The sequence below is a fragment of the Saccharopolyspora shandongensis genome (genome assembly GCF_900106995.1).
In the GTDB taxonomy this organism is placed as follows: domain Bacteria; phylum Actinomycetota; class Actinomycetes; order Mycobacteriales; family Pseudonocardiaceae; genus Saccharopolyspora; species Saccharopolyspora shandongensis.
The window spans coordinates 258,669-282,572 of sequence record NZ_FNOK01000001.1 but is presented as its reverse complement, the minus strand read 5'-3'; the positions used below and the strand labels follow the sequence as shown (position 1 = coordinate 282,572).

The window sequence follows — 23,904 nt, the reverse complement described above, 5'->3', positions numbered from 1 at the left end:
CGCGATCGTCGTTCGTCAGCCTGCGATCTCGGCGGCGATGCGGTCGATGATCGCGGCCGGGCTCGGCTGGGCGGCCATCTCGGCGCGCACCTCCGCCGCCTCCTGGCGGAAGGATTCCTCGGCGAGCAGCCGCTCGGCGAGCTCCCGGATGACGACAGCGTCCAGTGTGGATGGTTCGGCGGCCAGGCCGACCTTGCGGTCGACCACCCGCTGCGCGCACAGCTCGTTGTCCGCGCCGCCGGGCACGATCAGCTGCGGCACGCCGTAGTGCAGCGCGGAGGCCGTGGTGCCCGATCCGCCGTGGTGCACGATCAGCGAGCAATCTCGCAGAATCCCGGAAAGCGGCACGAAACCCGCCGGGTGCACGTTCTTCGGCAGCGGCTCGAACTGCGACAGATCCGTCTCCGCGTCGGCGAGCACGATGTCGGCGTCCAGCTCGGCCAGCGCCTGGATCAGCGTGCCGAGCCCGCCGCCGCCCGGCAGCAGCGGCGCGACCGTGCCCAGGGTCAGGCAGATCCGCGGCCGCTGCGGGCGGCGCATCGCCCAGGACGGCAGCAGCGCGCCGCCGTTGAACGGGACGTACCGCATCGGCAGCCACGGCACACCGTCGACGGCGTCCGGTTCCTCGCCGGCCAGGCCGCCGAGGCTGGGCGCGCGCGGATCGATGCGCGCCAGCAGGTGCGGTTGCCGGTCGCCCAGGCCCAGCTCGTCGCGCAGGGCCCGCACCACCGGGGCGTCGTCGGGCACGATCCCCATGCGCGCGTTGAGGTTCTTCCCATCCCGGAACCCCTCGTCGCGCATCGACCAGGACACCCGGTTGCCGACCTCCAGCGAGGGGAGGCCCAGCGCCGTCGTGGCCAGCTTGCCCGCCGCGTGGTCGGAGCAGAAGACGACCAGATCGGCGCCGAACTCGCGGCCGGCGGCGATGGTGCCGCCCGTCATGGCCAGCGTGAACAGCTCGAACGGCCGCATCCCGCGAACCAGGTCCCAGTAGCCCGGCGGGACGGCGTCGTCATCGGCGCCTGCCTCGCCCGCCGCGCCGGCCACCAGGTCCTCACCGACGTCCCGGGCGGGGAACACGTCGGTCACCGGCAGCCCCGACTCCGCCGCCACCCTGGTCATGTAGGCGGTGGTGGCCAGCAGGACCTCGTGGCCCGCCGCCCGCGCCGCCCACGCCAGCGGAACCAGCGGCAGCATCAGCCCGTAGCCGGGTGCCGCCGGGAAAAGGATTCGCATGTCCGTTTCCTTTCCAGGGGAGTGCGCGGACCGGTCCGCTCAGCGGACCTTCTGGATGCTGCGGTAGGTGGCCTCGATGAGCCGGCGGATCCGCGCGTCCATGCTGCCCATCACCTCGGAACCGGCATTCGGGATGTAGGCGAACGCGAGGTCGTTCGCCGGATCGGCGAACGCGAACACGCCGTTCGCGCCGCTGAAGCCGAACGCGGTGCCCAGCCCCGCCGACGCCGGGAACACCGGGCTGTCGGACACCTGCACGCCCAGGCCCCAGGTGCACGGCGAGAGCATGACGAGGCAGTCGCCGGTGGAGTGCACCACGCGCATCTGCTCGGTGATCTCCGGGCTGGTCAGCCGGAAGCAGTCGACCTCGCCGATGAACGAGGCGAAGTACCTGGCCAGCGACTGCGCGCTGGCCAGCCCGCCGTAGGAGGGTTCCTCCACCGTCGGATCGGCGGGATCCTGCGACATGCTGGCCATCGTCGCGCGGTAGGTCAGCGTGGCCGCGTCGCGCAGCTCCTCGATCTCGCCCGGATCGGCGCCGGCCATCAGCTCCTCGGCCTTGCACTCGATCATGGTCGCCAGGTGCGCCGTGTCCGGGGTGGGCAGGCCGATGTAGCAGTCCAGCCCGAGCGGGTTGGCGATCTCCTTGGCGAAGAACTGCCCGACGGTCAGCCCGGTGCAGCGCCGGATCAGCTCGCTGATCAGGTGCCCGTAGGTGGTGGCGTGGTACCCGTGCGCGGTATCGGGCTCCCACTCCGGCCGGGCGGACTCCAGCGCCGCCACGATCGGCTCGTGCGCCCGCAGCTTGTCGTTGGTGATCGGGTCGTGGTCCAGGCACACGACGCCGGACCGCTGGCTGAGCACCATGCGCAGCGTGATCCCGCCCTTGCCGTTGGCGGCGAACTCCGGCCAGTGCTCGGCTATCGGGGCGTCCAGGTCGAGCACCCCGCGGTCGACCAGCAGCAGCGCCGCGCCCGTGACCAACGACTTCGTCGGCGAGGCGAGCACGCCCAAGGTGTCCGCCCGCCACGGATCGCCGCGATCCGCATCGGCGTACCCGCCCCACAGGTCCACCACCGGACGACCGCGGTGGTACACGCACACCGCGGCGCCCACTTCCGCGCCGGTGGCGAAATTCGCCCGGAAGGCCAGGTTCACCTCGGCGAAGGGATGGGTGGCCACCCCTCCCCGCGGGAATTCGTTCACTGCGCCATACCCCCATGCCCGATCTTGCCCATACTGCGATGATCCGGTTGGGACTCGGGACTCGCTCAAATCTGGGTACTGCCGCGCTCGCGACGAAAAGTAATGTGGCGCAAGAGGGTTAACCAACGGCTCGGTCTTCTGGCAGTCTCCTCGGCATGCGATTCTGCGGAAAACCCTTGTTTCGCGGAGGATACGCCGCGTTCCCGCACCGGTGGTGGCCGAATGTTCGCTGACACGGCCGAATTCCACGCCTGGTTCCAGGACCGGTGCCGCGCGCAGGACTACCGGGCGGCGAAGGTGCCGCTGGACCGGCTCGACGGCTGGCACACCGATCCGGACTCCGGGAACATCGTGCACCGCACCGGGAAGTTCTTCACCATCGAAGGGCTGGACGTGAGCCGGTCCGGCCGCGAGGTCGAGGCCTGGCGCCAGCCGATCATCGTGCAGGCGGAGCAGGGCGTGCTCGGCATCCTGGTCAAGGAGTTCGGCGGCGTCGCGCACTGCCTGCTGCAGATCAAGATGGAGCCGGGCAACATCAACGGCTTCCAGCTCTCGCCGACCGTGCAAGCCACGCGGAGCAACTTCACCGGCGTGCACGGCGGCAAGGCGGTGCCGTACCTGGAGTACTTCACCGCGCCGCGCCCCGGCCGGATCGTGTCCGACGTGCTGCAGTCGGAGCAGGCGTCCTGGTTCCTCGCCAAGCGCAACCGGAACATGATCGTGCAGGTCGAGGACGACGTCCCGGTGCTGGACGACTTCTGCTGGCTGAGCTTCGCGCAGATCGCCGAGCTGCTGCGGGTGCCGGACCTGATCAACATGGACACCCGCACCGTGCTCTCCGGCGCGGTGGTGCGGCGCGCCGGCGGCACCGATCCGGCCGCCGACACCTTCCACGGCGCGCTGACCCGGTCCTGGGACCGGGACGGCGCCTCGCTGCACGCCACGGTGGAGCTGCTCAGCTGGTTCACCGAGGCGAAGGGCCGCTGCACCCTCACCCGGCAGCTCATCCCGCTGTCCAAAGTGGATGGATGGTCGTGGCGGGACGGGACGATCTGCCACGACCGCGACCAGCACTTCGCGGTCGTCGGCGTGGACGTGCACGCCAGCAACCGGGAGGTGACCGGCTGGCAGCAACCGATGTTCGAGCCGCGCAGCCGCGGCGTGATCGCCTTCCTGACCAGGCGCATCGACGGCGTGCTGCACCTGCTGGTGCAGGCGCGGACCGAGACCGGCGCGTTCGACGGCGTCGAAATGGCCCCGACGGTGCAGTGCCAGCCGGAGAACTACCGGTTCGTGCCCGCCGACCGCAAGCCGCTGTTCCTCGACGAGGTCCTCGGCGCGCGACCCGAGCAGATCCGGTGGGACAGCATCCACTCCGAGGAGGGCGGGCGCTTCTACCACGCGCAGAACCGCTACCTGCTCGTGGAGGTCGACGACGACTTCCCGCTGGAGGTGCCGGAGAACTACACGTGGACGACGCTGCGCCAGCTCACCGAGTTCGTGCGCTACGGCAACCACCTCAACGTGGAGGCCCGGAGCCTGCTGACGTTTTTCCGCTTCTACCAGGAGGACGACCGATGACCACCTATGTCTGGGACTACCTGCCCGAGTACGAGGCGGAACGAGCCGACATCCTGGACGCGGTGCAGAAGGTGTTCGCCAGCGGCCGCCTCGTGCTCGGCGAGAGCGTTCGCGGCTTCGAGGCGGAGTACGCCGCCTACCACGGCGTCGGGCACTGCGTCGGCGTCGACAACGGCACCAACGCGGTGAAGCTCGCATTGGAAGCGGTGGGCGTGGGCCGCGGCGACGAGGTGATCACGGTCTCCAACACCGCTGCGCCCACGGTCGTGGCCATCGACGAGGTCGGCGCGACACCGGTGTTCGTCGACGTGCGCGCCGAGGACTACCTGATGGACACCACGCTGGTCGAAGCGGCGATCACCCCGCGCACCAAGGCGATCCTGCCGGTGCACCTGTACGGGCAGTGCGTGGACATGGCGCCGCTGCGGCGCCTCGCCGACGAGCACGGCCTGAAGATCGTGGAGGACTGCGCGCAGGCACACGGCGCGCGGCACAACGGCGAGCTCGCGGGCACGATGAGCGACGCCGCGGCCTTCTCCTTCTACCCGACCAAGGTGCTGGGCGCCTACGGCGACGGCGGCGCGGTCATCACCGCCGACGCCGAGGCGGACCGGGCGCTGCGCAGGCTGCGCTACTACGGCATGGAACAGACCTACTACGTCGTGGCCACGCCCGGGCACAACAGCCGGCTCGACGAGGTGCAGGCCGAGATCCTCCGCCGCAAGCTGACCCGCCTGGACGACTACGTCGAGGGGCGCCGCCGGATCGCCCGCCGCTACGCCGAGGAGCTCGGCGACCTCTGCGGGCCCGGCGGCCTGCAGCTGCCTTCGGTGACCGAGGGCAACGAGCACGTCTACTACGTCTACGTGGTCCGGCACCCGCGGCGCGACGAGATCATCCAGCGGCTCAAGGACCGGCACGACATCTCGCTGAACATCAGCTACCCGTGGCCGGTGCACACCATGACCGGGTTCGCGCACCTCGGCGTCGCGAAGGGGACGCTGCCGGTCACCGAGGCGCTCGCCGAGCAGATCTTCTCGCTGCCGATGTACCCGGCCATGCCGGAAGGCTTGCAGGACAAGGTGATCAGCGCGCTGCGCGAAGTGCTGCGCGAACTGTGAGGAAAGGGCCCGAGATGGCAACCGACACCGGAATCTACCAGCGCGCCGACATCTACCACGACTTCTACCACGGTCGCGGCAAGGACTACCGGGCCGAGGCCGAGCTGGTGCGCGACCTGGTCCGGGAGCGCACCCCGGACGCGGCGTCCCTGCTGGACGTCGCCTGCGGCACCGGCGCGCACCTGCGGGAGCTCGCCGGCTCGTTCGGCGAAGTGGTCGGTGTCGACCTCGCCCCGGAGATGCTCGCCGTGGCCGAGCGGCACAACCCGGAGCTCCAGCTGCACCAGGGCGACATGCGCGACTTCCGGATCGACCGCCGGTTCGACGCGGTGACCTGCATGTTCAGCTCCGCCGGCTACCTGCCCACCGCCGCCGACCTGGACCGCGCGGTGCAGAACCTGGCCGACCACCTGGCGCCCGGCGGCGCGCTGCTGCTGGAACCCTGGTGGTTCCCGGAGAACTTCCTCCCCGGCTGGGTCGGCGCGGACGTGGTCACAGTGGACGGACGCACGATCGCCCGGGTCTCGCACACGGTGCGCCAGGGCGGCGCGAGCCGGATGGAGGTGCACTACACCGTCGCCGCGCCGGACACCGGCATCGAGCACTTCACCGACACGCACGTGATGACCCTGTTCGACCGCGAGACCTACGAGACCGCGTTCCGCCGGGCCGGGCTGACGCCCGAGTACGTCAAGCACGACCTCGTCGCCCCCGGCATCTTCGTGGGCACCGCGGAAGGCGGCCGGGCATGAAGGTGCGCGAGCTCGGCATCAGCGGCGCGTACGAGTTCACCCCGCAGGTCTTCGGCGACGACCGGGGCGCGTTCTCCTCGCCGTTCCAGGAGCAGGCGTTCGGGGAGGCGCTGGGCCGGCCGCTGTTCCCGGTCGCGCAGGCCAGCAGCAGCCGCTCCCGGCGCGGCGTGGTGCGCGGAGTGCACTTCACCGCGCTGCCCGGGTCGATGGCCAAGTACGTCTACTGCGCCAGCGGGCGGGCGCTGGACTTCGTCGTCGACGTCCGGGTCGGCTCGCCCACCTTCGGGCGCGCCGAGGCCGTGGAGCTGTCCGCGACCGAGTTCACCGCGCTGTACCTGCCGATCGGGGTGGGACACCTGTTCGTCGCGCTGGAGGACGACACGGTGATGGTGTACCTGCTCTCGGCGGGATACGTCGCCGAGAAGGAACGCGCCGTGCACCCGCTCGATCCGCAACTGGGGTTGGCCATCCCGGACGGCCTCGACCTGGTGCTGTCCGAACGGGACCGCAATGCGCCCACGCTGGCCGCCGCGGCGGCAGATGGCCTGCTCCCGGACTACGCCGCCTGCCGGGCGGCCGAGCTCGCGATGGAGAACACCGATGCCTGACAAGCCGCTCGTCGTCGTGCTCGGCGCGTCGGGCTTCCTCGGTTCGGCCGTGACGGCGGCGCTGGCCGGGCGGCCGGTGCGGCTGCGGGCCGTCGCCCGCCGAGAGGTCGCCGCACCGGCCGGTTGCACAGCGGATTTCGAGTCCCGCCAGGCGGATCTGACCGAACCCGGAGCGCTCGCGGAGGCGGTCGAGGGCGCTGCCGCGGTGTTCCCCTTCGCCGCGCAGATCCGCGGGGCATCGGGCTGGCGGATCGCCGAGGACGACGTGGTGGCCGAACGCACCAACGTCGGCGTGATCCGGGAGCTCGCCGAAGTCCTGCACGGCGATCCCGTGCCGGTCGTGGTCTTCCCGGGCAGCAACACCCAGGTCGGCAAGCACGTCGAAGGCCGCCTGGACGGCACCGAGGAGGACCGTCCCGAAGGGACGTACGACCGGCAGAAGCTCACCGCGGAGCGGATCCTCAAGGAGGCCACGGCGGCGGGGCGGCTGCGCGGCATCAGCCTGCGGCTGCCGCCGGTGTTCGGGCCGCCCGCGGCAACCGCGGACGACCGGGGCGTGGTGTCCACCATGATCCGCCGGGCGCTGGCCGGTGAGCCGCTGACGATGTGGCACGACGGAACCATCCGGCGCGACCTGCTGAACGTCTCCGACGCGGCCCGCGCCTTCGTCGCCGCCATGGACCACGCCGACGCGCTGGCCGGGCGGCACTACCTGATCGGCACGGGGAAATCAGAGCCGCTCGGCGACGTCTTCCGGCTGATCGCCGGGGCCGTCGCCAGGCACACGGGAACCGATCCGGTGCCGGTGGTCTCGGTGCCCCCGCCGCCGCACGCGGACGGCACCGACTTCCGCAGCGTCGACGTCGACCCGTCCGCGTTCGCGGCGGCGACCGGATGGCAGTGCGAGACCCCGCTGGCGGCCGCCATCGAGCAGACCGCGGTCGCACTGGCGACCGGCTGAGCTGATTTCGCGCGAAATCACCGCTCCACGTAAGGGCAGGGCGGCGATTTCGCGCGAAATCGCCGCCCCACCGGCATCTAGTGCGAGAGCTTCTCCAGCACGGCGACCACTTCGGCCGGGGTCGGTTGCGTGGCGATCTCGTCGCGCACCGACCCCGCTCTCTCCCGGAAGGACGGCGTGGCCAGGATTTCCGCCGCCGCGGCACCGAGCCGCTCCGGCGCCTGGTCTTCGCCCAGCAAGGTGATCGCGGCCCCGCGCTCCGTCATGCGGGCACACGGCGGAACCATCTTGGGGATGTTCGGGATCAGCAGCTGCGGAACCCCGGCGTGCAGCGCGTTGAGCGAGGTCTGCCCGCCGCCGTGGTGCAGGATCAGATCGCACGTGGTGAGCAGGGTGTCCAGCGGGAACCACCCGACCCGCACGTGCTCGCCGGCGCGCAGCTCGTCGGCGACCGCCTCCGGCGCGGCGATGGCGATCTCGGCGTCGAGCGCGCCGAGGCTGCCGACGAGCTCCCGCAGGAACTTCAGGTCGGCATCATGGGCGACCCGGCTGCCCGCGGTCACGCACACGCGCGGCCGGTCGTCGCGGCGGTACATCCACGGCTGCAGCGCGCGCTGCTGGTTGTACGGCACGAAGCGCATGTCCTGGCGCTCACCCAGCCCGGGCGCGCGCAGGCTCGGCGGGCAGATGTCCACCCACAGGTCGGCTCCCGGCAACTCGCCCAGCCCCAGCTCGGAGAGCTCCGCGGCGAGTTCCGCGGCCGCCCCGGCATCGATCCCCGGCGGTTCGCCGAGATCCCACGTGTGCCGCACGAACGGCACCCCGAGCTGCGCGGCGAGCAGACCCGCCGCGTAGCAGAGCGAGCCGCCGACGATCAGGTCCGGGCGCCAGTCCGCGACGAGGTCGCGGAGCGCGGGCAGGCTCGCGGCCGCCAACCGGCCGAAGCCGCGGCCGTTGAAGAAGAGCCGCTCGTCCGGGTCCTCGGGCAACGGAAGCTTGCCGCCGTCGCGGTCGGTGAACATGAACTCCAGCATCTTCCGGTCGGTGACCGGAACCGTTGGCAGGCCCGCCGCCGCGACGAACGAGGTCATGTCCTCGGGCGAGGCCACGATGACCGTGTGACCGGCCAACCGGGCCGCGGTTGCCAACGGGGACAGGGCGAAGACCGTCGCGGGGCTGCCGCCGGTGAGGAAGAGGAACTTCACCGCGCCGAGAGTGGTTACCGCACCTAGAGAAACGCTGGACCCACTGTGGAGGGCAAGAGCAGGTGTTCCAGGCTCGTTTTGCGTGGCGGTGCGGGTGGCGGAACCTCAAACGCCGTCTGGACTGTGGGAGCCCCGACTTGCGTATGACCAATACGCGGCGTCGGGGCTGTCCTCGCCAGACGACGTCTGAGAACCCGCGGCGGTGCGAGTTGTGAGGGTGGGCTAAGCGGCTTCGCCGCTTCAAGAACCACGATCCCCCACAGCAGCTCGAACCGCCTCAATAGCCGGTGTTGAGCGCTCCTCGAGCGCGCGTTGGCAACGTGGGCATGCGAAGGCGCTGTGTCAAGGGAGGAACGGATATCCGATGTCCCGTCGTGTGGTGATAACCGGGATGGGGGTGCGCGCACCCGGCGGAGCGGGCACCGAGGGGTTCTGGGACCTGCTGACCTCGGGGCGCACCGCGACCCGCCGCATCAGCTTCTTCGACCCCGCGCCGTTCCGCTCGCAGATCGCAGGCGAATGCGACTTCGACGCCGAGGCCGAAGGCCTGAGCGCGCAGCAGGTCCGGCGGATGGACCGGGCCACGCAGCTCGCCGCGGTGTGCGCGCGGGACGCGGTCTCGGACAGCGGGCTGGACGTGCCCGGCCTCGACCCGCACCGGGTGGGGGTGAGCCTCGGCAGCGCGATCGCCGCCTCCACCAGCCTGGAGAACGAGTACCGCGTGCTCTCCGACTCCGGCCGCGACTGGGAGGTGGACCACCGGTACCTGTCGCCGCACATGTTCGACTACCTGACCCCGGGCGTGATGCCCGCGGAGATCGCCTGGACGGTCGGCGCCGAGGGGCCGGTGACGATGGTGTCCAACGGCTGCACCTCGGGCCTGGACGCGGTCGGCAACGCCGTGCAGCTCATCCGCGAGGGCACCGTCGACGTCATGGTCACCGGGGCCACCGACGCCCCGGTCACGCCGATCGTGGTGGCCTGCTTCGACGCGATCAAGGCGACCTCGCCGCGCAACGACGATCCGGAGCACGCCTCGCGCCCGTTCGACCTGACCCGCAACGGGTTCGTGCTCGCCGAAGGCGCCGCGATGTTCGTGCTGGAGAGCTACGAGCGGGCGAGCGCCCGGGGCGCCCACATCTACGCCGAGGTGAGCGGATATGCCAACCGCGCCAACGCCTACCACATGACCGGGCTGAAGAAGGACGGCCGCGAAATGGCCGACGCGATCCGCGACGCGCTCGACCAGTCGCGGCTCAACCCCGACGCCGTGGACTACGTCAACGCGCACGGCTCGGGCACCAAGCAGAACGACTGGCACGAGACGGCGGCCTTCAAGGACTCGCTGGGCCAGCACGCCTACCGGACCGCGGTGAGCTCGATCAAGTCGATGGTCGGGCACTCGCTGGGGGCGATCGGTTCGATCGAGATCGCGGCCTGTGCGTTGGCGATCGAGCGCGGTGTGGTGCCGCCGACGGCGAACTTGCACGAGAAGGACCCGGAGTGCGACCTCGACTACGTGCCGCTGACCGCCCGCGAGCAGCGGGTGGACGCGGTGCTGAGCGTCGGCAGCGGGTTCGGCGGATTCCAGAGCGCGATGGTGCTCAAACGGCCGGGAGGAGCGCGATGACCGTGGCGGTGGTGACGGGTCTCGGGGTGGTGGCGCCCAACGGGCTCGGCGTCGAGGAGTTCTGGAAGGCCACCGTCGACGGGGTCAGCGGGATCGGCGAGATCACCCGCTTCGACGCCACCCGGTACCCGGCGCGGCTGGCCGGGCAGGTGCAGGACTTCACGGCCAAGGAGCACCTGCCCGCCCGGCTGCTGCCGCAGACCGACGTCTCCACGCAGATGGCGCTGGCCGCCGCGGACTGGGCGCTGACCGACGCCGCCGCCGACCCGGCCGCGCTGACCGACTTCGACATGGGTGTGGTGACCTCGAACGCGCTGGGCGGATTCGAGTTCACCCACAAGGAATTCCGCAAGCTGTGGGCCCAGGGGCCGCAGTACGTGAGCGTCTACGAATCGTTCGCCTGGTTCTACGCGGTGAACACCGGCCAGATCTCCATCCGGCACGGCATGCGCGGCCCCAGCAAGGCGCTGGTGGCCGAGCAGGCCGGCGGGCTGGACGCGATCGGCCACGCCCGCCGCACCATCCGCGGCGGCACCCGGCTGGTGATGACCGGGGGAGTGGACTCGGCCTTCGACCCGTGGGGCTGGGTGTCGCACCTGTCCAGCGGCCGGGTGAGCCCGACCGCCTACCGGCCCTTCGCCGCGGACGCGACCGGCTACCTGCCCGGCGAGGGCGGGGCGATCCTGGTCCTGGAGGACGCCGACGCGGCGCGGGAGCGGGGCGCGGCCGGGGCGTACGGCGAGATCGCCGGGTACGCGTCCACCTTCGACCCGCCGCCCGGATCGCCGCGCCCGCCGGGGCTGCGCCGCGCCGCCGAGCTGGCCCTGGCCGATGCGGGTCTCGAACCCGGGGAGATCGACGTGGTCTTCGCCGACGCGGTCGGCGTGCCGGAACTGGACCGGCAGGAAGCCGAGGCGATCGCCGGCGTGTTCGGGCCGGGCGGAGTGCCGGTGACCGCGCCGAAGGTGCTGACCGGGCGGCTGTTCGCCGGCGGCGGGCCGCTGGACGTGGTCGCGGCCCTGCTGTCGGTGCGGGACGGGGTCATCCCGGCCACGGCGGGCGTCGACGGAGTTCCGGCGGACTGCCGGATCGACCTGGTCTGCGGGCAACCGCGCTACCAGCCGGTGACCAACGCGCTCGTGCTGGCCAGGGGCAAATGGGGTTACAACGCGGCGATCGTCGTTCGCGCCGCGGCGCACTGAGAGGGAGAAGCACGATGAGCAACCTGATAACGCTCGACGACCTTCGCCGGATCCTGGCCGGCTGCGCCGGGGCCGCCGAAGACGTCGACCTGGGCGGCGACATCCTGGATCTGACCTTCGCCGACCTCGGCTACGACTCGCTGGCCCTGATGGAGACCGCCGCGGTCATCGGGCGCGAGTTCGGAGTGGTCATCCCGGACGACGAACTGGGCGGCCTCGAAACCCCGCGAGCGATGCTCGACCGGGTCGCGGCGGTCTGACAGGCGAACCGACCGGGACGGACCGGTCTGAAGTGGACGGACAGCGGAGGGAACATGGCTGAGGTCGACCAGGTGGCGCTCGTGACGGGTGCCACCAGCGGGATCGGACTGGAGATCACCAGGCGGCTGGCGAGCAGCGGCCGGCGCGTCTACATCTGCGCGCGCAACGCGGACACGCTCGCGAGCACCGTCAAGTCCTTCCAGGACGAGGGCTTCGAGGTGGACGGGCAGACCTGCGACGTCACGTCGCAGGAGGACATCAAGGCCTTCGTGAAGGCGGGCACCGAACGTTTCGGGCCGGTCGACATCCTGGTCAACAACGCGGGCCGCTCCGGCGGCGGCGTCACCAAGGACGTGCCGGACGAGCTGTGGTTCGACGTGATCAACACGAACCTCAACAGCGTCTTCCTGATGACCAAGGAGGTCCTGAACAACGGCGGCATGTTGGAGAAGGGCTGGGGGCGCATCATCAACATCGCCTCCACCGGCGGCAAGCAGGGCGTGATCCACGGAGCGCCGTATTCGGCGTCCAAGCACGGCGTGGTGGGCCTCAGCAAGGCGCTCGGCCTGGAACTGGCCAAGACCGGCGTCACCGTGAACGCCGTGTGCCCGGGCTTCGTCGAGACGCCGATGGCCGAGCGGGTTCGCGAGGTCTACTCCGGGATGTGGGACGTGTCCGTCGAGGAGGTTCGCGAGCGGGTCAACGCTCGGGTGCCGATCGGCCGGTACGTCGTTCCCGAGGAGGTCGCCGCCATGGTCGAGTACCTCGTCGGGCCCGGGGCCAACTCCGTTACCGCTCAGGCTTTGAACGTTTGCGGGGGGCTTGGGAACTACTGATCTCTTGGCTTCTCACCCCGGCGGTGCTCCTTTGGGGCGTCGTCGGGGTTTTTGCTTTCGTGGTGGGCTGGGTTGGGGCTTTTTCTGGTTTGGTTTTGGGTGGGGCCATCCCCGCGGTTCGGTGGATTGTGGGGGCTGTGACCCGGATGTCAAGCCCGGCCTTGCGGCCGCCCCTTCGGGGGTGAACGGCTTGACATCCGGCCCACAGCCCCGTTCGGCTTCATATCGCGGGGATGGCCCGGTGTGGGATCGACATACGTCGGGATTTTGGGCGGCGGATCTTGAGGTGGCTGGTTCCGTTTCTGGTTGTGTGGCGGCTTGTTTGGTGGTTCCGGGGGCCTTGGTCGTGGGCTTGGTGGCGTTGCGGGCCGCCTGTTCTTGTCGCGGCTTGGGCTGGTCTTTCGGTCTTGGTGTAGGTCGCCTGGCGGCGTGTGGTTGTTCGTGTTGTTGGGGCGGCTTGGAGGCTTGGATTGGCTTGTGGTTTCTGAAAAATCCTTGTGTGTAGGGGGTTTTCGTCTTGATGATCACCTGATCTAGCGACCTATATTTGCTCGAAAATGCGTTCGATGCTTGGAATACTTGAAGCATGACACCGCTTCTGCACACCTCTGGTTTGGCCCTCGGCCTCAGTGCCGACGTGGCCGCGAGCTCGGCTGGCGCCGTTGCTCCGGCCGTGTCGGCAGCTGTGGCCGGCGGGTCCCTGGTAGTGCGTTCGGCGGAGTCGTACAGCGATGCCGAACTTGTTGGCGGCATTGCCGAAATTGAGCAGGCGATTCGCGCGGCACGGATGGAGCAGCTGAGGTTGATCGCCGAGGCGGAGCGTCGTCGTTTGTTCGTCGAGCAGGGCGCTCGGTCTATGAGTGTGTGGTTGCAAGGCCTGCTCAACGTCGATTCCCACGACGCCAAGACCCGGATCAGGGTGGCGGGCGACGTGCAGGAAGCGGACTCGGAGGGAGGGGCGCAGCTGCCGGATCTGCCCGCCACTGCGGCGGCTCTCGCCGAGGGATCCATCGGCCTGGAGCATGCCAAGGTCATCTCGAAGTGCAAGCAAAACCTGCTCGAAAGCTCTCGTGATCACGACCTGGCGAAGGTCGAGGCGATCCTTGCCGACCACGCCACGCGAATGTGCCCGCGAGATCTGGCGAAGCTCGCCGACCGCATCCGCTACCTGCTCGACCAGGACGGTGCCCGCCGAGACGAAGAAGCCCAGCACGAGGCGCGGGAACTGCACTACGCCACGGCCCGCGACGGAATGCTGGTGATCAAGGCGCGTCTGGACAGGGAAACGGGGGCGAAGTTCGTCGAAGCGATCCGCCCGCTCTCTGCGCCTCGTCCGGAGACGGACGGGGAGAAGGACCCGCGCACGGCGGGGCAGCGAAACGCGGACGGATTCGCGGCGATGGTCGACATCGTGCTCGACTCCGACCAGATGCCCCGCACGGGAGGCCAGCGGCCCCACCTGAACGTCACGATCGACTTCGACGACCTCAAGCGCACCCTGCTGAAGGCGGCCGACGAAGGAATGCCCGGCACGCTGGGAGCCACCGAGCAGTCCATCACGGCGGAGAACATCCGCCGTATCGCCTGCGACTGCGAGGTGCTGCCCACGGCGCTCGGCGGGGACAGCCTCCCGTTGGACGTGGGAATGTCCCAGCGAACGGCGCCGACTCATATCCGAGCGGCCCTGCTGCACCGAGACGGCGCGTGCGCATTCCCGGGCTGCGACAGGCCGCCGGGAACACCCCAGGCGCATCACATCGTGCACTGGGCGGACGGTGGCCCCACCGAGATCAACAACATGGTCATGACGTGCGCCCATCACCACAGGGTGATCCACAACCAGCACTGGAAGATCGAAATGCAAGACAGCAGGCCGGTCTTCATCCCACCAACAAGCGTGGACAGAAGCAGAACTCCCAGACCAGGAGGCAAAGCCCTGCCTGCTGCGTACCGGGACAACCTCCGAGACCTGATCCCCAAACCACGGGACCCGGAGGGCGCCCCATGATGCCCACTCGCAGGCAGCACGACCCGACCACGCCGCCTGCGAGCAGCTAAACCACCACACGCCGCCAGGCGACTCCTAGCAAGGCCCCAGCACCTTGAAAACTCAAGAGAGGAAGCAAGAACAGGTCACCAGGAGACGAGAAGCTCCCGAGGCCCCCGGATCAGAGTGTCCTTACCCCGCCAAGGAATCTCGGATGCGGGCAAAGCAAGGCGCAAACCGGGAAAGGCGCGAAGAAGAGCGGTGAGAGCAACACGGAGCTCCATCCGAGCGAGCTGAGCGCCAAGGCAGTAGTGCGGCCCGAAACCGAAGGCCAGATGAGGGTTGTGAGGCCGATCCAGATCGAGGACGTCAGGAAAGGAGAAGACGTCCTCGTCGAAGTTGGCCGAGATCATCGCGGGAAAGCAGGTGTCGCCCTTGCGGATCAGGGTGCCACCGACCTCGACGTCCTCGGTCGCAACCCGGGGCATCGCCTCGCTGCCGCCGAGCGGCACGAACCGCAGCAGCTCGTCCAGGGCGGTGTCGACGCGCTCCGGGTGAGCCACCAGCCCGGCCCACAGGTCGTTGACCAGCAGGGTGTGGACGATGTTGGCGATCTCGTTGGCGGTGGTCTCGTGCCCGGCCACCAGGATCGTCACGCCCAGGGTGACCAGCTCCTCCTCGGTGAGCCGGTCCTCGTCCTCGTCCCGCGCGGCGATCAGCTGGGAGAGCAGGTCGTCCTGGGGTTCGGCCCGGTGCCTGGCGACGTGCTCCGCGAGGTACGTCGCCAGGCTGGTGGAGGCGTTCTCGACGGCCTCGGCGGACACACCGGCGCCGCCGAACACCAGCTCGGAGAAGTGCTGGAAGAAGTGCCGGTCGGCCACCGGAACCCCGAGCAGTTCGCAGATCACCGTGATCGGCAACGGCATCGAGAACAGCTCGACCAGGTCGGCCGGCGCCCCGGCCGAGCGCACGTCGTCGATCAGGCCGTCGACGATCTGCTCGGTTCGGGGGCGCCAGCGCTCCACGTTCTTGCGGGAGAACGCCGCCGCGACCAGCCTCCTGAGCCGGGCGTGCTCGGGCGGATCCATCGCCAGCAGATCGCCGCCGCCTTCGGTCTTCCACGGCGTTGTGCGGGGAATGTCGGCGTCCACGGTGGCCGCGCGGGAGAACCGCGGGTCACCCAGGACGGTCTTGACGTCCGCGTGCTTCGTCATCAGCCAGCCGTCGCCGCCGTACGGCAGCGTGATGCGCTGCACCGGGCACTTCGCCCGCAGTTCCGCGAACTCGGCTGGGATCGTCAGGCGGTGATCGTCCTCGAACGGGTACTTCATCGGCTCGTCCTGGGGCGTGGTCACGCTGGCTCCTGGATCTTCGAGTCCTGCGGAGGAACCTGCCTGGGCTTGCGCGGCGACCCGAACCGCCGCATCAGCGGGCGTTCGATGTACTGGAACATCAGGATCCCGAGCAGCTGCGTGACGACGAACAGTGCGAACACGATCAGCAGACCGGTGCCGACGTCGAACATCTCGTTCTCGCCCACCAGGTAGCGGGTCAGGCCGAGCGCCGGGAAGTGCACCAGGTACGCGGCGTAGGACGCGTTCCCGAGCAGCACCATCGGCTTGTTGTTCAGCCAGCACGGCTTGCCCTGCAGGTCCCGCATCGCGATCACCGGCACGAACAGGCAGATCCCGATCGTCAGGATCCCGCTGATCCGGTACGTCGGCGGCAGCACGTACATCACCGCGCACAGCGGGATCGAGATCAGCGCCACCCACCACGAGTTCAGCCGCGGCCACCGCCCGGTCTGCACGATGCGGGCCAGGAACACCCCGAGCAGGAACTCCGTCATCCGGCTCAGCGGGAAGAAGTTCGTCAGGTACACCTGCGCGAAGGACATCTCGCCCCCGCCCCACAGCTCCCCGCCGACGAAGAAGTGCGTCACCGTGGGGATCGCGACGATCAGGGCCGCGATGCCGGCGAACCACGCCCACAGCCGGTCGTCCCGGATCCGCAGGATCGGCCGGATCAGCAGCGGCAGCGCCAGGTAGAACAGGATCTCGCACGAGACCGACCAGTTCACCCCGTACACGCTGAACAGGTACTGCTCGTCCGGGATCCACGTCTGCACCAGGAAGAGGTTCGCCAGGATCGGCCCCGGCCCCACGCCCTCCAGCGTGCCCATCATCGACATCGGCCCGATCACCACCAGCATCAGCAGCGTGGCGGCCCAGATGATGATGTGCCCCGGGTAGATCTTCACCACGCGCCGGCGCCAGAACAGGCCGATCGACGTGCGCCACGGCTCGCCCCAGGTCAGCACGAAACCGCTGAGCACGAAGAACGTCGCCAGCGCCGCCGTGCCGTAGGGGAGGATGGTGCCCAGCTCGTTGATCGACTGGTCGGCGAAGAAGTACCCCGCCCCCAGCGCGTGGGTCAGGAACACGGCGATGAAGAGGATCGCGCGATAGCCGGTCAGCGACGGCAGCTGCCGCACCGGCGGTGATTCAGCGGTCATTTTCCTACTCCTGAAGTGTGTGAAAACCTCTCGGTCGCCGCGAAATCAGGCGAGGTGCTCCCGGGCCCGCTCCAGCGTCGTCAGGCTGTTGCGCCGCAACAGCTCGCGCACCTTCGTGCGGGCCTGCAGGATCGTGGTGCCCGCGCCGAAGTAGTCCTCGATCTCGTCCGGGGCGAGCGCGACCTGGTGGCGGGCCACCACGCGGACACCGCTCTCGACCGGGCTGATCAGCCACTCGCCGCAGTGCGCCTGCAGCGGGCGCGGCACGGCGGTCTGCTTGTACAGGATGCGTTCGTGCGGGAAGCACAGCCGGATCGAGCGCGTGGTGTGGGTGCTGCCGTCGTGCCCCTTGGTGGTCATCGCCATCGTCTGGACCTCCGCGCCACCGGTGAGCTCGGAGGCCTCGACGGTCTCCAGGTCCAGCTCGGTGACGTGCGGCAGCCTGCTCGGCCACAGGTCCGACCGGTGCAGGAAGTCGTAGACCGCCGACGCCGACGCCGGGATCGAGACCTCGTCGCTGAACGCGAACACCAGGCCGTCGAAGTCCGCGCCGTACTCCGCCCAGGTCCGCACCGCGGCGGTCTCGGCGTTGCTGTTCTGGTCCAGCGCATCGGCGGCCCAGCGCTCGGCTTCCGGCGTGGGATCGCTGAGCGACCAGTGGTGGGCGAGCACCAGCCGGCCGTCGTCCACCCGCCAGCTGCCGCCCATCGACGCCAGCGGCGGCTTGCTGTTCTCCTGCTCGAAGTCGATCCGCGGCGCGGCCGAATCCAGCAGGCGGCGGGAGGTCCAGCTGCGCACCGAGTCCCCGGTCCGGGCCCACAACCGGATGCGGTCGAAATCGGGTCCGTGGTCGAGGACCTCGGCGTGCACGCAGGGCGCGAACATCAGCGGCCAGCGCGTCACGTCCGCGATCAGGTCGTACACCCGGGCAGGCGGTGCGTCGAGCGGAGTTTCGTGCTCGACGTGGTTGACGGAGATCTCGGTGTCGGTCATGGTCACCGAGACTTCCGCAGCCCGCTTGAGCTGACCTCAAGGTACCGTCGAATCATCCGGCCACACCGGACATTTCGAGTGCCTCCGCGGCCTTCCGGAGGATGTGCAGCCGCCCGTCGAGCGTGGTGTCGTTGGCCGACACCATGATGCTGAGCACCGTCACGCCGGCCTCGGCGAAGGCCTGCATCCGCTCGGCGATGCGGCCGAGCGGGCCGATCAGCGCGGTGCGGTCGATGAACTCCAGCGGGATCGCCGCCGCGGCGCCCCGCCGGTCGCCGCTCATCAGGCGCTCCCGGAACTCGGCGATCTCCTGCTCGAACCCCATGGTCCGCGCGAGCCCGCAGTAGAAGTTGTCCGCCGGGTCGCCGACGCCGAGCAGGAACAGGTAGTGCCCGCGCAGCGCGTCGGCGGCCGACGCGATGTCGGCGCCGTCCTCGCCCACCTGCATCGCCACGAACGGCACGACCTCGAAGCCGGCCAAGTCCAGCCCCGCCCGGTCGCGGCCGATGCGGATCTCGCCGATCGACTTCGCGACGTGCTCCGGCGTCGTGAACCCGCTCAGCCAGCCGTCGGCGAGCTCCCCGGCCAGTTGCAGGCTCTTCGGGCCGACCCCGGCCAGGTACAGCGGGATCTGGGTGCTCGGCCGTTCGGTGAACAGGTGCAGCGGCGCGTCTTCCTTGCCCCACGCGGGAAGTGCGAAGTGGTCGCCCGCGTAGCGCACCGGCCCGCCCTGCATGGCCTTGCGCACGATCTCCACGTACTCGCGGGTGCGGGCGAGCGGGTTGTCGAACCGGACGCCGTACCAGCCGTCCGAGACGTGCGGGTTGGACACGCCTAGGCCGAGCCGGAACCGGCCGCCGCTGAGCGAGTCGAGCGTGGCCGCGGTGAGCGCGGCGGTGCCCGGCGGCCGGGCCGGGATCTGCATGATCCCGGAGGCCAGGCCGATGCGTTCGGTCTGGCCGGCGACCAGCCCGAGCACGCTGGGTGCGTCGGCCCGGTAGCCCTCGGCGGCGAGCACGAGGTCGTAGCCGAGCCGTTCGGCTTCCTGCGCCAGTTTCCCGGCGCCCTGGTAGACGAGGTTCGCGCCGAGGCGCATGGCTTTCCCCTTTCGTCGTCGGTGGTTCAGAGCAGGTGTGCGCCGCCGTCGACGAGCAGCACCTGGCCGGTGGTGTAGGTCGAGTCGATGAGGGAGTGCACGGCCTCGGCGACGTCGTCGGGCCGGCCGACGCGGCGCAGCGGCGTGGTGTCCCGGACCTGTTCGACGATGGGCTTGAAGAAGTCCTTGCCCTGGATCCACGGCGTCTCGATCAGCCCGGGGGCGACGGCGTTGACCCGGACGTCCGGGCCGACGGCCTTGGCCAGCAGCCGGGTCATGTGCTCGATCGCGGCCTTGCTGACCGCGTAGGGGATCGAGCTGCCCGCGGGACGGCTGCCCGCGATCGAGGAGATGTTGACGACCACGCCGTTGCCGCTCTCGCGCAGCGCCGGCATCGCGGCGACCGTGGTCTGCCAGGTGCCGAACACGTTGACGCCGAAGATCTCCCGCCACACCACGAGATCCGCGGCTTCCAGGTCGTGGTGCGGGATCGGGCGCGACGTCCCGGCGTTGTTGACCAGGACGTCCAGCCGGCCGAAGCGCTCGACGGTCGCGTCCACCAGCTGCCGGGCCTCGTCCTGCTGCGCGATGTCGGCCCGCAGGTACACCGCGCCGGGCAGGGCGGCGGCCAGTTCCTCGCCGGCCTCGACCGATCGCGCCGAGTTGATCACGACCCGCATGTCGTCGGCCGCGAGCCTCCTGGCCACCTCGGCGCCGATGCCGGACGACGATCCGGTTACCAGCGCGACTCGTTCCTCGCTCACCACGATCCTCCAATGTGGGCTCCGCTTGCCTGGGCGAGGCTGGCGCGCGCTGTTCGAGATCTGCTAGAGCGGGGCTCCAGCCGGGTTCCACAGTGTGCGGTCAGGCTTCGCGAATGCGTTGGGACGACATCTATTTGCGCGCCTGCGCGAGCTGGCTGCCGCCGGCGATGCCCGCGGCGGAAGCGGTCGAGCGCGGACTGGTGGAGGCCGAGGCGGTGCGGCGGGCGCAGGTCACCGGTGTCACCGTGGCCGAGGAAGCCCCGCCGGACATGGCGGTGGCCGCCGCAGCGGAGGCGTTGGTGCGTTCCGGCTGCGAGCCCGACGAGATCGCGCTGGTCCTGCACGCCTGCTCGTACCACCAGGGTCACGACATGTGGGCGCCCGCGTCCTACGTGCAGCACGAGGCGGTCGGCACCCGGTGCCCGGCGATCGAGCTGCGGCAGACCTCCAACGGCGGCATGGCATCGCTCGAACTCGCCGCCGCGCACCTCACCGCGACGGGCGGCCGCGCGGCGCTGCTGACCACGGCGGACCGGTTCTGCGCACCGGGCGTCGACCGGTGGCGGTCGGATCCGGGCACGGTGTTCGCCGACGGCGCGACCGCGGCGGTGCTGGCGCGGGATTCCGGTTTCGCCCGGCTGCGTTCGCTGGTGTCGGTGGGAGAACCGGGACTGGAGCGGATGCACCGCGGCGACGACCCGTTCGGCCCGGCGCCGCTGTCGGCCCGAACGCCGATCAGCATCGACGAGACGACCAGGGCGTTCCTGCGCAGCCCGGCCGGGCAGCGGTCGGTGGTGCTGATGGCCGAGCGGCACACCGAATCGGTGCGGCGCGCGCTCGACGAGGCCGGGGCGGCGCTGGCCGACGTCGACTGGTTCGTGCTGCCGCACTTCGGGCGGCGGCGGCTGGACGTCAACTACTTCCGCCGCTTCGGCATCGACCCGGACCGGTCGCTGTGGTCGTGGAGCCGCGGCGTGGGGCACCTCGGTGCGGGCGACCAGTTCGCCGGCGTCGCGCACCTGGTGGAGAGCGGCCGGGCGCGGCCGGGGCAGTTGGTGGCGCTGCTCGGCGTCGGCGGCGGGTTCACGTGGTCCGCGGCGGTCCTGGAGATCGTCGAGGCGCCGCAATGGCGACCGCAGGAGCACCACCGGAGCTCGAGCGGGTCTGTAGCGCGGGAACGCAAAGTCGATCGTGCACAGCGCACGGAACTGGAGGGCTGAGCCACATGACCATCGACGATCTCCGGAGAATTCTCACGGAATGCGCCGGTGCGGACGAGAACGTCGATCTGCACGGCGACATTCGTGACACGCCGTTCGCCGACCTCGGCTACGACTCGCTGGCGCTGATGGAGACCGCGAGCCGGATCAAGCAGGAGTTCGGCATCGAGATCTCCGACGAGGAGATCGCGGTCGTCGAGACGCCCCGGCTACTGCTCGATCTGGTTGCCAAGTCGGCATGAGCGCACAAGGCGAACGACGCGCGGTGATCACCGGGATCGGGGTGGTGGCCCCGGGTGGGGGCAACACCAAGGAGTTCTGGGACCTGCTCACCGCCGGCCGCACCGCGACCCGGCGAATCACCGCTTTCGACGCGAGTTCCTTCCGCTCCCAGGTCGCGGGCGAATGCGACTTCGACCCGGCCGAGCACGGATTGACCCACCGGCAGCTGCGCCGGATGGACCGGGTCACCCAGTTCGCGATCGTGTGCGCGCGCGAGGCCGTCGACGACAGCGGGCTCGAGCTCGGCGCGGTGGATCCGGGCGGCCTCGGCGTGAGCGTCGGCAGCGCGGTCGGCGCGGCCACCAGCCTGGAGCAGGAGTACCTGGTGCTCTCCGACACCGGGCGGAACTGGTTGGTGGACCACGAATACGCGTCGCCGCACCTGTTCAACCACCTCACGCCGACGACCATCGCGACCGAGCTCGCCTGGGAGGTCGGGGCGGAGGGCCCGGTCGGGTTGCTGTCCACCGGCTGCACGTCGGGCATCGACGCGGTCGGCTACGCCCACCAGCTCATCGCGGAGGGCAGCGCGGACGTGATGCTGACCGGGGCGACCGAGGCCGCGGTGTCCCCGCTGGCCGCGGCGTGCTTCGACGCGATCAAGGCGACGACGCCGCGCAACGACGACCCGGAGCACGCGGCACGGCCGTTCGACCGCACCCGCAACGGGTTCGTGCTCGCCGAAGGCGCCGCCATGTTCGTCGTCGAGGAGTACGAGCACGCGCGCAAGCGCGGCGCGCGGATCTACGCCGAGATCGGCGGATACGCGACGCGCTGCAACGCCTACCACATGACCGGGCTGCGGGTGGACGGCCGGGAGATGGCCGAGGCGATCGGCGCGGCGTTGGACGAGGCGCGGATGCCGACCACGGACATCGACTACGTCAACGCGCACGGCTCGGGCACCAAGCAGAACGACCGGCACGAGACGGCGGCTTTCAAGCGGGCGCTCGGCGAGCACGCCTACCGGACCCCGGTGAGTTCCATCAAGTCGATGATCGGGCACTCGCTGGGCGCGATCGGCTCGATCGAGATCGCAGCGTGCGCGTTGGCGATCGAGCACGGTGTGGTGCCGCCGACGGCGAACTTGCACGAGAAGGACCCGGAGTGCGACCTCGACTACGTGCCGCTGGTCGCCCGGGACCACGAGGTCGGTGCCGCACTCACGGTGGGCAGCGGCTTCGGCGGCTACCAGAGCGCGATGGTGCTGCGGAAGTGGCGAGGAGTCCAGTCATGACAGCGGTTTTCACCGGACTGGGCGTGGTGGCGCCCAACGGGATGAGCGCGGCGGAGTTCTGGTCGGCGACGCTGGAGCAGCGCAGTGGCATCGCCGAGCTGGAGCGGTTCGACGCGACGCGCTACCCGTCCCGGCTCGCCGGGCAGATCCGGGACTTCAAGCCCGAGCAGTTCCTGTCCAGCCGCCTGCTGCCGCAGACCGACCGGGTCACCCGGCTCGCGCTGGTCGCGGCCGATCAGGCGCTGGCCGACGCCGAGGCGGACCCGAAGTCCTTCGCGGACAAGGAACTGGGCGTGATCAGCTCCAACGCCACGGGCGGCTTCGAGTTCACCCACCGGGAGATCCAGAAGCTGTGGACCAAGGGGCCGGAGCACGTCAGCGTGTACGAGTCCTTCGCGTGGTTCAACGCGGCCAACACCGGGCAGATCTCCATCCGGCACGGGATGCGCGGCCCGGGCAGCGTGGTGGTCGCCGAGCAGGCCGGCGGGCTGGACGCGGTGGCGCACGCGCGTCGGGTCGTCCGTGACGGCGTCCGGCTTTCGATCACGGGCGGCGTCGAATCGTCCTACGACCCGTGGGGCTGGGTTTCCCACCTGGCCACCGGCCGGATCAGCACCACGCCCGATCCGCGCCGGGCCTTCCTGCCGTTCGACGCCGCGGCCTCCGGCTACGTGCCGGGCGAGGGCGGGGCGTACCTGGTCCTGGAGGACGAGCGGTCGGCCCGCGAACGCGGGGCGCCCCAGGTGTACGGGCGGTTGGCCGGTCACGCGGCGACGTTCGACCCGAAGCCGGAATCCGGGCGGCCGCCGGCCCTGGCGCGTGCCATCCGTCGCGCCCTGGCGGACGCGGGGCTAGAGCCCGGCGAGGTCGACGTGGTCTTCGCCGACGCTGCCGGGATCCCCGAGCTCGACCGGGCCGAGGCCGCCGCCATCACCGAGGTGTTCGGCCCGCACGCGGTTCCGGTCAGCGCACCCAAGGCGCTGGTCGGCAGGCTCTACGCGGGCGGCGGCCCGCTCGACCTGGCGTGCGCCCTGCTGGCGCTGCGGGACGGCGTCATCCCGGCCACCGCGCACACCGCGGACGTGCCGCCGGAGTACCGGATCGACCTCGTGCTCGGCGAGCCGCGGGCGGTCCCGCTGCGGACCGCGCTCGTGCTCGCGCGGGGCAACGGCGGTTACAACTCGGCCATCGTCATTCGCAAGTGAAGGAGA

General features: G+C 70.3%; 22 protein-coding genes. 14 read left to right on the top strand and 8 right to left on the bottom strand.

What is annotated here, in order from left to right; translation table 11 throughout:
- Positions 1 to 15 precede the first annotated feature (15 nt).
- Together BLW84_RS01340 and BLW84_RS01335 are read right to left on the bottom strand one after the other, a co-directional pair.
- Positions 16 to 1,236 (bottom strand): nucleotide disphospho-sugar-binding domain-containing protein, encoded by a 1,221-nt coding sequence (locus BLW84_RS01340; protein WP_177226204.1) that lies wholly within the window; start codon positions 1,234 to 1,236, stop codon positions 16 to 18.
- Between the two features lie 39 nt (positions 1,237 to 1,275).
- Complete coding sequence (locus BLW84_RS01335) at positions 1,276 to 2,418, bottom strand: serine hydrolase domain-containing protein (protein ID WP_093260333.1); 1,143 nt, start codon at positions 2,416 to 2,418, stop codon at positions 1,276 to 1,278.
- A 246-nt stretch (positions 2,419 to 2,664) separates the two neighbouring features.
- Between BLW84_RS01335 and BLW84_RS01330 the strand changes: the two genes are divergently transcribed.
- From BLW84_RS01330 to BLW84_RS01310, 5 genes are read left to right on the top strand one after another with little or no spacing between them, the layout of a single operon-like run.
- Complete coding sequence (locus tag BLW84_RS01330; RefSeq protein ID WP_093260331.1) at positions 2,665 to 4,023, top strand: NDP-hexose 2,3-dehydratase family protein; 1,359 nt, start codon at positions 2,665 to 2,667, stop codon at positions 4,021 to 4,023.
- Positions 4,020 to 5,144: a DegT/DnrJ/EryC1/StrS family aminotransferase gene (locus BLW84_RS01325; protein ID WP_093260329.1), complete on the top strand. Its 1,125-nt coding sequence runs from the start codon at positions 4,020 to 4,022 to the stop codon at positions 5,142 to 5,144. The genes BLW84_RS01330 and BLW84_RS01325 overlap by 4 nt, the downstream gene beginning before the upstream one ends.
- A gap of 14 nt (positions 5,145 to 5,158) precedes the next feature.
- The gene (locus BLW84_RS01320) at positions 5,159 to 5,896 is read left to right on the top strand and encodes a class I SAM-dependent DNA methyltransferase (RefSeq protein ID WP_093260327.1); all 738 of its coding nucleotides are present in this window, start codon (positions 5,159 to 5,161) and stop codon (positions 5,894 to 5,896) included.
- Entirely contained in the window at positions 5,893 to 6,504 is a 612-nt protein-coding gene (locus BLW84_RS01315; protein WP_093260325.1) for a dTDP-4-dehydrorhamnose 3,5-epimerase family protein, read from the top strand. Before BLW84_RS01320 ends, BLW84_RS01315 begins: the two co-directional genes overlap by 4 nt.
- Entirely contained in the window at positions 6,497 to 7,465 is a 969-nt protein-coding gene (locus tag BLW84_RS01310) for an NAD-dependent epimerase/dehydratase (protein WP_093260323.1), read from the top strand. The genes BLW84_RS01315 and BLW84_RS01310 overlap by 8 nt, the downstream gene beginning before the upstream one ends.
- A gap of 77 nt (positions 7,466 to 7,542) precedes the next feature.
- On the opposite strand, the gene BLW84_RS01305 is transcribed toward BLW84_RS01310, so the two are convergent.
- Positions 7,543 to 8,670: a nucleotide disphospho-sugar-binding domain-containing protein gene (locus BLW84_RS01305; RefSeq protein ID WP_093260321.1), complete on the bottom strand. Its 1,128-nt coding sequence runs from the start codon at positions 8,668 to 8,670 to the stop codon at positions 7,543 to 7,545.
- Between the two features lie 364 nt (positions 8,671 to 9,034).
- Here BLW84_RS01305 and BLW84_RS01300 point away from each other — a divergent pair, with 364 nt between their 5' ends.
- The 5 genes from BLW84_RS01300 to BLW84_RS01280 all read left to right on the top strand — a co-directional run bounded on the left by BLW84_RS01300 (position 9,035) and on the right by BLW84_RS01280 (position 14,607).
- On the top strand, positions 9,035 to 10,300 hold the full coding sequence (locus BLW84_RS01300) for a beta-ketoacyl-[acyl-carrier-protein] synthase family protein (RefSeq protein ID WP_093260318.1): 1,266 nt from the start codon (positions 9,035 to 9,037) through the stop codon (positions 10,298 to 10,300).
- Positions 10,297 to 11,502: a ketosynthase chain-length factor gene (locus BLW84_RS01295; RefSeq protein WP_093260316.1), complete on the top strand. Its 1,206-nt coding sequence runs from the start codon at positions 10,297 to 10,299 to the stop codon at positions 11,500 to 11,502. Before BLW84_RS01300 ends, BLW84_RS01295 begins: the two co-directional genes overlap by 4 nt.
- Positions 11,503 to 11,516: 14 nt before the next feature.
- Positions 11,517 to 11,762, top strand: a complete 246-nt coding sequence (locus BLW84_RS01290) for an acyl carrier protein (protein WP_093260313.1) — start codon at positions 11,517 to 11,519, stop codon at positions 11,760 to 11,762.
- A 54-nt stretch (positions 11,763 to 11,816) separates the two neighbouring features.
- The gene (gene fabG / locus BLW84_RS01285) at positions 11,817 to 12,599 is read left to right on the top strand and encodes a 3-oxoacyl-ACP reductase FabG (RefSeq protein ID WP_093260311.1); all 783 of its coding nucleotides are present in this window, start codon (positions 11,817 to 11,819) and stop codon (positions 12,597 to 12,599) included.
- Positions 12,600 to 13,236: 637 nt separating this feature from the next.
- On the top strand, positions 13,237 to 14,607 hold the full coding sequence (locus BLW84_RS01280; RefSeq protein WP_342743083.1) for an HNH endonuclease signature motif containing protein: 1,371 nt from the start codon (positions 13,237 to 13,239) through the stop codon (positions 14,605 to 14,607).
- 125 nt (positions 14,608 to 14,732) lie between these two features.
- On the opposite strand, the gene BLW84_RS01275 is transcribed toward BLW84_RS01280, so the two are convergent.
- The 5 genes from BLW84_RS01275 to BLW84_RS01255 are packed head-to-tail and all read right to left on the bottom strand — an operon-like array spanning position 14,733 to position 19,954.
- Positions 14,733 to 15,941 carry a cytochrome P450 gene (locus tag BLW84_RS01275; RefSeq protein ID WP_093260307.1) on the bottom strand — a complete coding sequence of 403 codons (1,209 nt, stop codon included), beginning with the start codon at positions 15,939 to 15,941 and terminating at the stop codon, positions 14,733 to 14,735.
- Entirely contained in the window at positions 15,938 to 17,101 is a 1,164-nt protein-coding gene (locus BLW84_RS01270) for an acyltransferase family protein (RefSeq protein WP_093260306.1), read from the bottom strand. Before BLW84_RS01270 ends, BLW84_RS01275 begins: the two co-directional genes overlap by 4 nt.
- 45 nt (positions 17,102 to 17,146) lie before the next feature.
- The gene (locus BLW84_RS01265; RefSeq protein WP_093260521.1) at positions 17,147 to 18,094 is read right to left on the bottom strand and encodes an aromatase/cyclase; all 948 of its coding nucleotides are present in this window, start codon (positions 18,092 to 18,094) and stop codon (positions 17,147 to 17,149) included.
- Between the two features lie 52 nt (positions 18,095 to 18,146).
- Complete coding sequence (locus tag BLW84_RS01260) at positions 18,147 to 19,190, bottom strand: LLM class flavin-dependent oxidoreductase (protein WP_093260303.1); 1,044 nt, start codon at positions 19,188 to 19,190, stop codon at positions 18,147 to 18,149.
- 26 nt (positions 19,191 to 19,216) lie between these two features.
- The gene (locus tag BLW84_RS01255) at positions 19,217 to 19,954 is read right to left on the bottom strand and encodes an SDR family NAD(P)-dependent oxidoreductase (RefSeq protein ID WP_093260301.1); all 738 of its coding nucleotides are present in this window, start codon (positions 19,952 to 19,954) and stop codon (positions 19,217 to 19,219) included.
- A 113-nt stretch (positions 19,955 to 20,067) separates the two neighbouring features.
- Between BLW84_RS01255 and BLW84_RS01250 the strand changes: the two genes are divergently transcribed.
- The 4 genes from BLW84_RS01250 to BLW84_RS01235 are packed head-to-tail and all read left to right on the top strand — an operon-like array spanning position 20,068 to position 23,898.
- Positions 20,068 to 21,174, top strand: a complete 1,107-nt coding sequence (locus BLW84_RS01250) for a ketoacyl-ACP synthase III family protein (protein ID WP_093260299.1) — start codon at positions 20,068 to 20,070, stop codon at positions 21,172 to 21,174.
- Between the two features lie 5 nt (positions 21,175 to 21,179).
- Positions 21,180 to 21,416: an acyl carrier protein gene (locus BLW84_RS01245; RefSeq protein WP_093260297.1), complete on the top strand. Its 237-nt coding sequence runs from the start codon at positions 21,180 to 21,182 to the stop codon at positions 21,414 to 21,416.
- The gene (locus BLW84_RS01240) at positions 21,413 to 22,693 is read left to right on the top strand and encodes a beta-ketoacyl-[acyl-carrier-protein] synthase family protein (protein WP_093260295.1); all 1,281 of its coding nucleotides are present in this window, start codon (positions 21,413 to 21,415) and stop codon (positions 22,691 to 22,693) included. Before BLW84_RS01245 ends, BLW84_RS01240 begins: the two co-directional genes overlap by 4 nt.
- On the top strand, positions 22,690 to 23,898 hold the full coding sequence (locus tag BLW84_RS01235; RefSeq protein WP_093260293.1) for a ketosynthase chain-length factor: 1,209 nt from the start codon (positions 22,690 to 22,692) through the stop codon (positions 23,896 to 23,898). The genes BLW84_RS01240 and BLW84_RS01235 overlap by 4 nt, the downstream gene beginning before the upstream one ends.
- The last annotated feature ends 6 nt before the right edge of the window (positions 23,899 to 23,904 follow it).

What these genes read in the sequence shown, in the direction of transcription:
- BLW84_RS01340 (WP_177226204.1), bottom strand. Translation starts at nt 1,236, where the DNA reads ATGCGAATCCTTTTCCCGGCGGCACCCGGCTACGGGCTGATGCTGCCG.
- BLW84_RS01330 (WP_093260331.1), top strand. Translation starts at nt 2,665, where the DNA reads ATGTTCGCTGACACGGCCGAATTCCACGCCTGGTTCCAGGACCGGTGC.
- BLW84_RS01325 (WP_093260329.1), top strand. Translation starts at nt 4,020, where the DNA reads ATGACCACCTATGTCTGGGACTACCTGCCCGAGTACGAGGCGGAACGA.
- BLW84_RS01320 (WP_093260327.1), top strand. Translation starts at nt 5,159, where the DNA reads ATGGCAACCGACACCGGAATCTACCAGCGCGCCGACATCTACCACGAC.
- BLW84_RS01315 (WP_093260325.1), top strand. Translation starts at nt 5,893, where the DNA reads ATGAAGGTGCGCGAGCTCGGCATCAGCGGCGCGTACGAGTTCACCCCG.
- BLW84_RS01310 (WP_093260323.1), top strand. Translation starts at nt 6,497, where the DNA reads ATGCCTGACAAGCCGCTCGTCGTCGTGCTCGGCGCGTCGGGCTTCCTC.
- BLW84_RS01300 (WP_093260318.1), top strand. Translation starts at nt 9,035, where the DNA reads ATGTCCCGTCGTGTGGTGATAACCGGGATGGGGGTGCGCGCACCCGGC.
- BLW84_RS01295 (WP_093260316.1), top strand. Translation starts at nt 10,297, where the DNA reads ATGACCGTGGCGGTGGTGACGGGTCTCGGGGTGGTGGCGCCCAACGGG.
- BLW84_RS01290 (WP_093260313.1), top strand. Translation starts at nt 11,517, where the DNA reads ATGAGCAACCTGATAACGCTCGACGACCTTCGCCGGATCCTGGCCGGC.
- fabG (WP_093260311.1), top strand. Translation starts at nt 11,817, where the DNA reads ATGGCTGAGGTCGACCAGGTGGCGCTCGTGACGGGTGCCACCAGCGGG.
- BLW84_RS01270 (WP_093260306.1), bottom strand. Translation starts at nt 17,101, where the DNA reads ATGACCGCTGAATCACCGCCGGTGCGGCAGCTGCCGTCGCTGACCGGC.
- BLW84_RS01265 (WP_093260521.1), bottom strand. Translation starts at nt 18,094, where the DNA reads ATGACCGACACCGAGATCTCCGTCAACCACGTCGAGCACGAAACTCCG.
- BLW84_RS01260 (WP_093260303.1), bottom strand. Translation starts at nt 19,190, where the DNA reads ATGCGCCTCGGCGCGAACCTCGTCTACCAGGGCGCCGGGAAACTGGCG.
- BLW84_RS01250 (WP_093260299.1), top strand. Translation starts at nt 20,068, where the DNA reads ATGCGTTGGGACGACATCTATTTGCGCGCCTGCGCGAGCTGGCTGCCG.
- BLW84_RS01245 (WP_093260297.1), top strand. Translation starts at nt 21,180, where the DNA reads ATGACCATCGACGATCTCCGGAGAATTCTCACGGAATGCGCCGGTGCG.
- BLW84_RS01240 (WP_093260295.1), top strand. Translation starts at nt 21,413, where the DNA reads ATGAGCGCACAAGGCGAACGACGCGCGGTGATCACCGGGATCGGGGTG.
- BLW84_RS01235 (WP_093260293.1), top strand. Translation starts at nt 22,690, where the DNA reads ATGACAGCGGTTTTCACCGGACTGGGCGTGGTGGCGCCCAACGGGATG.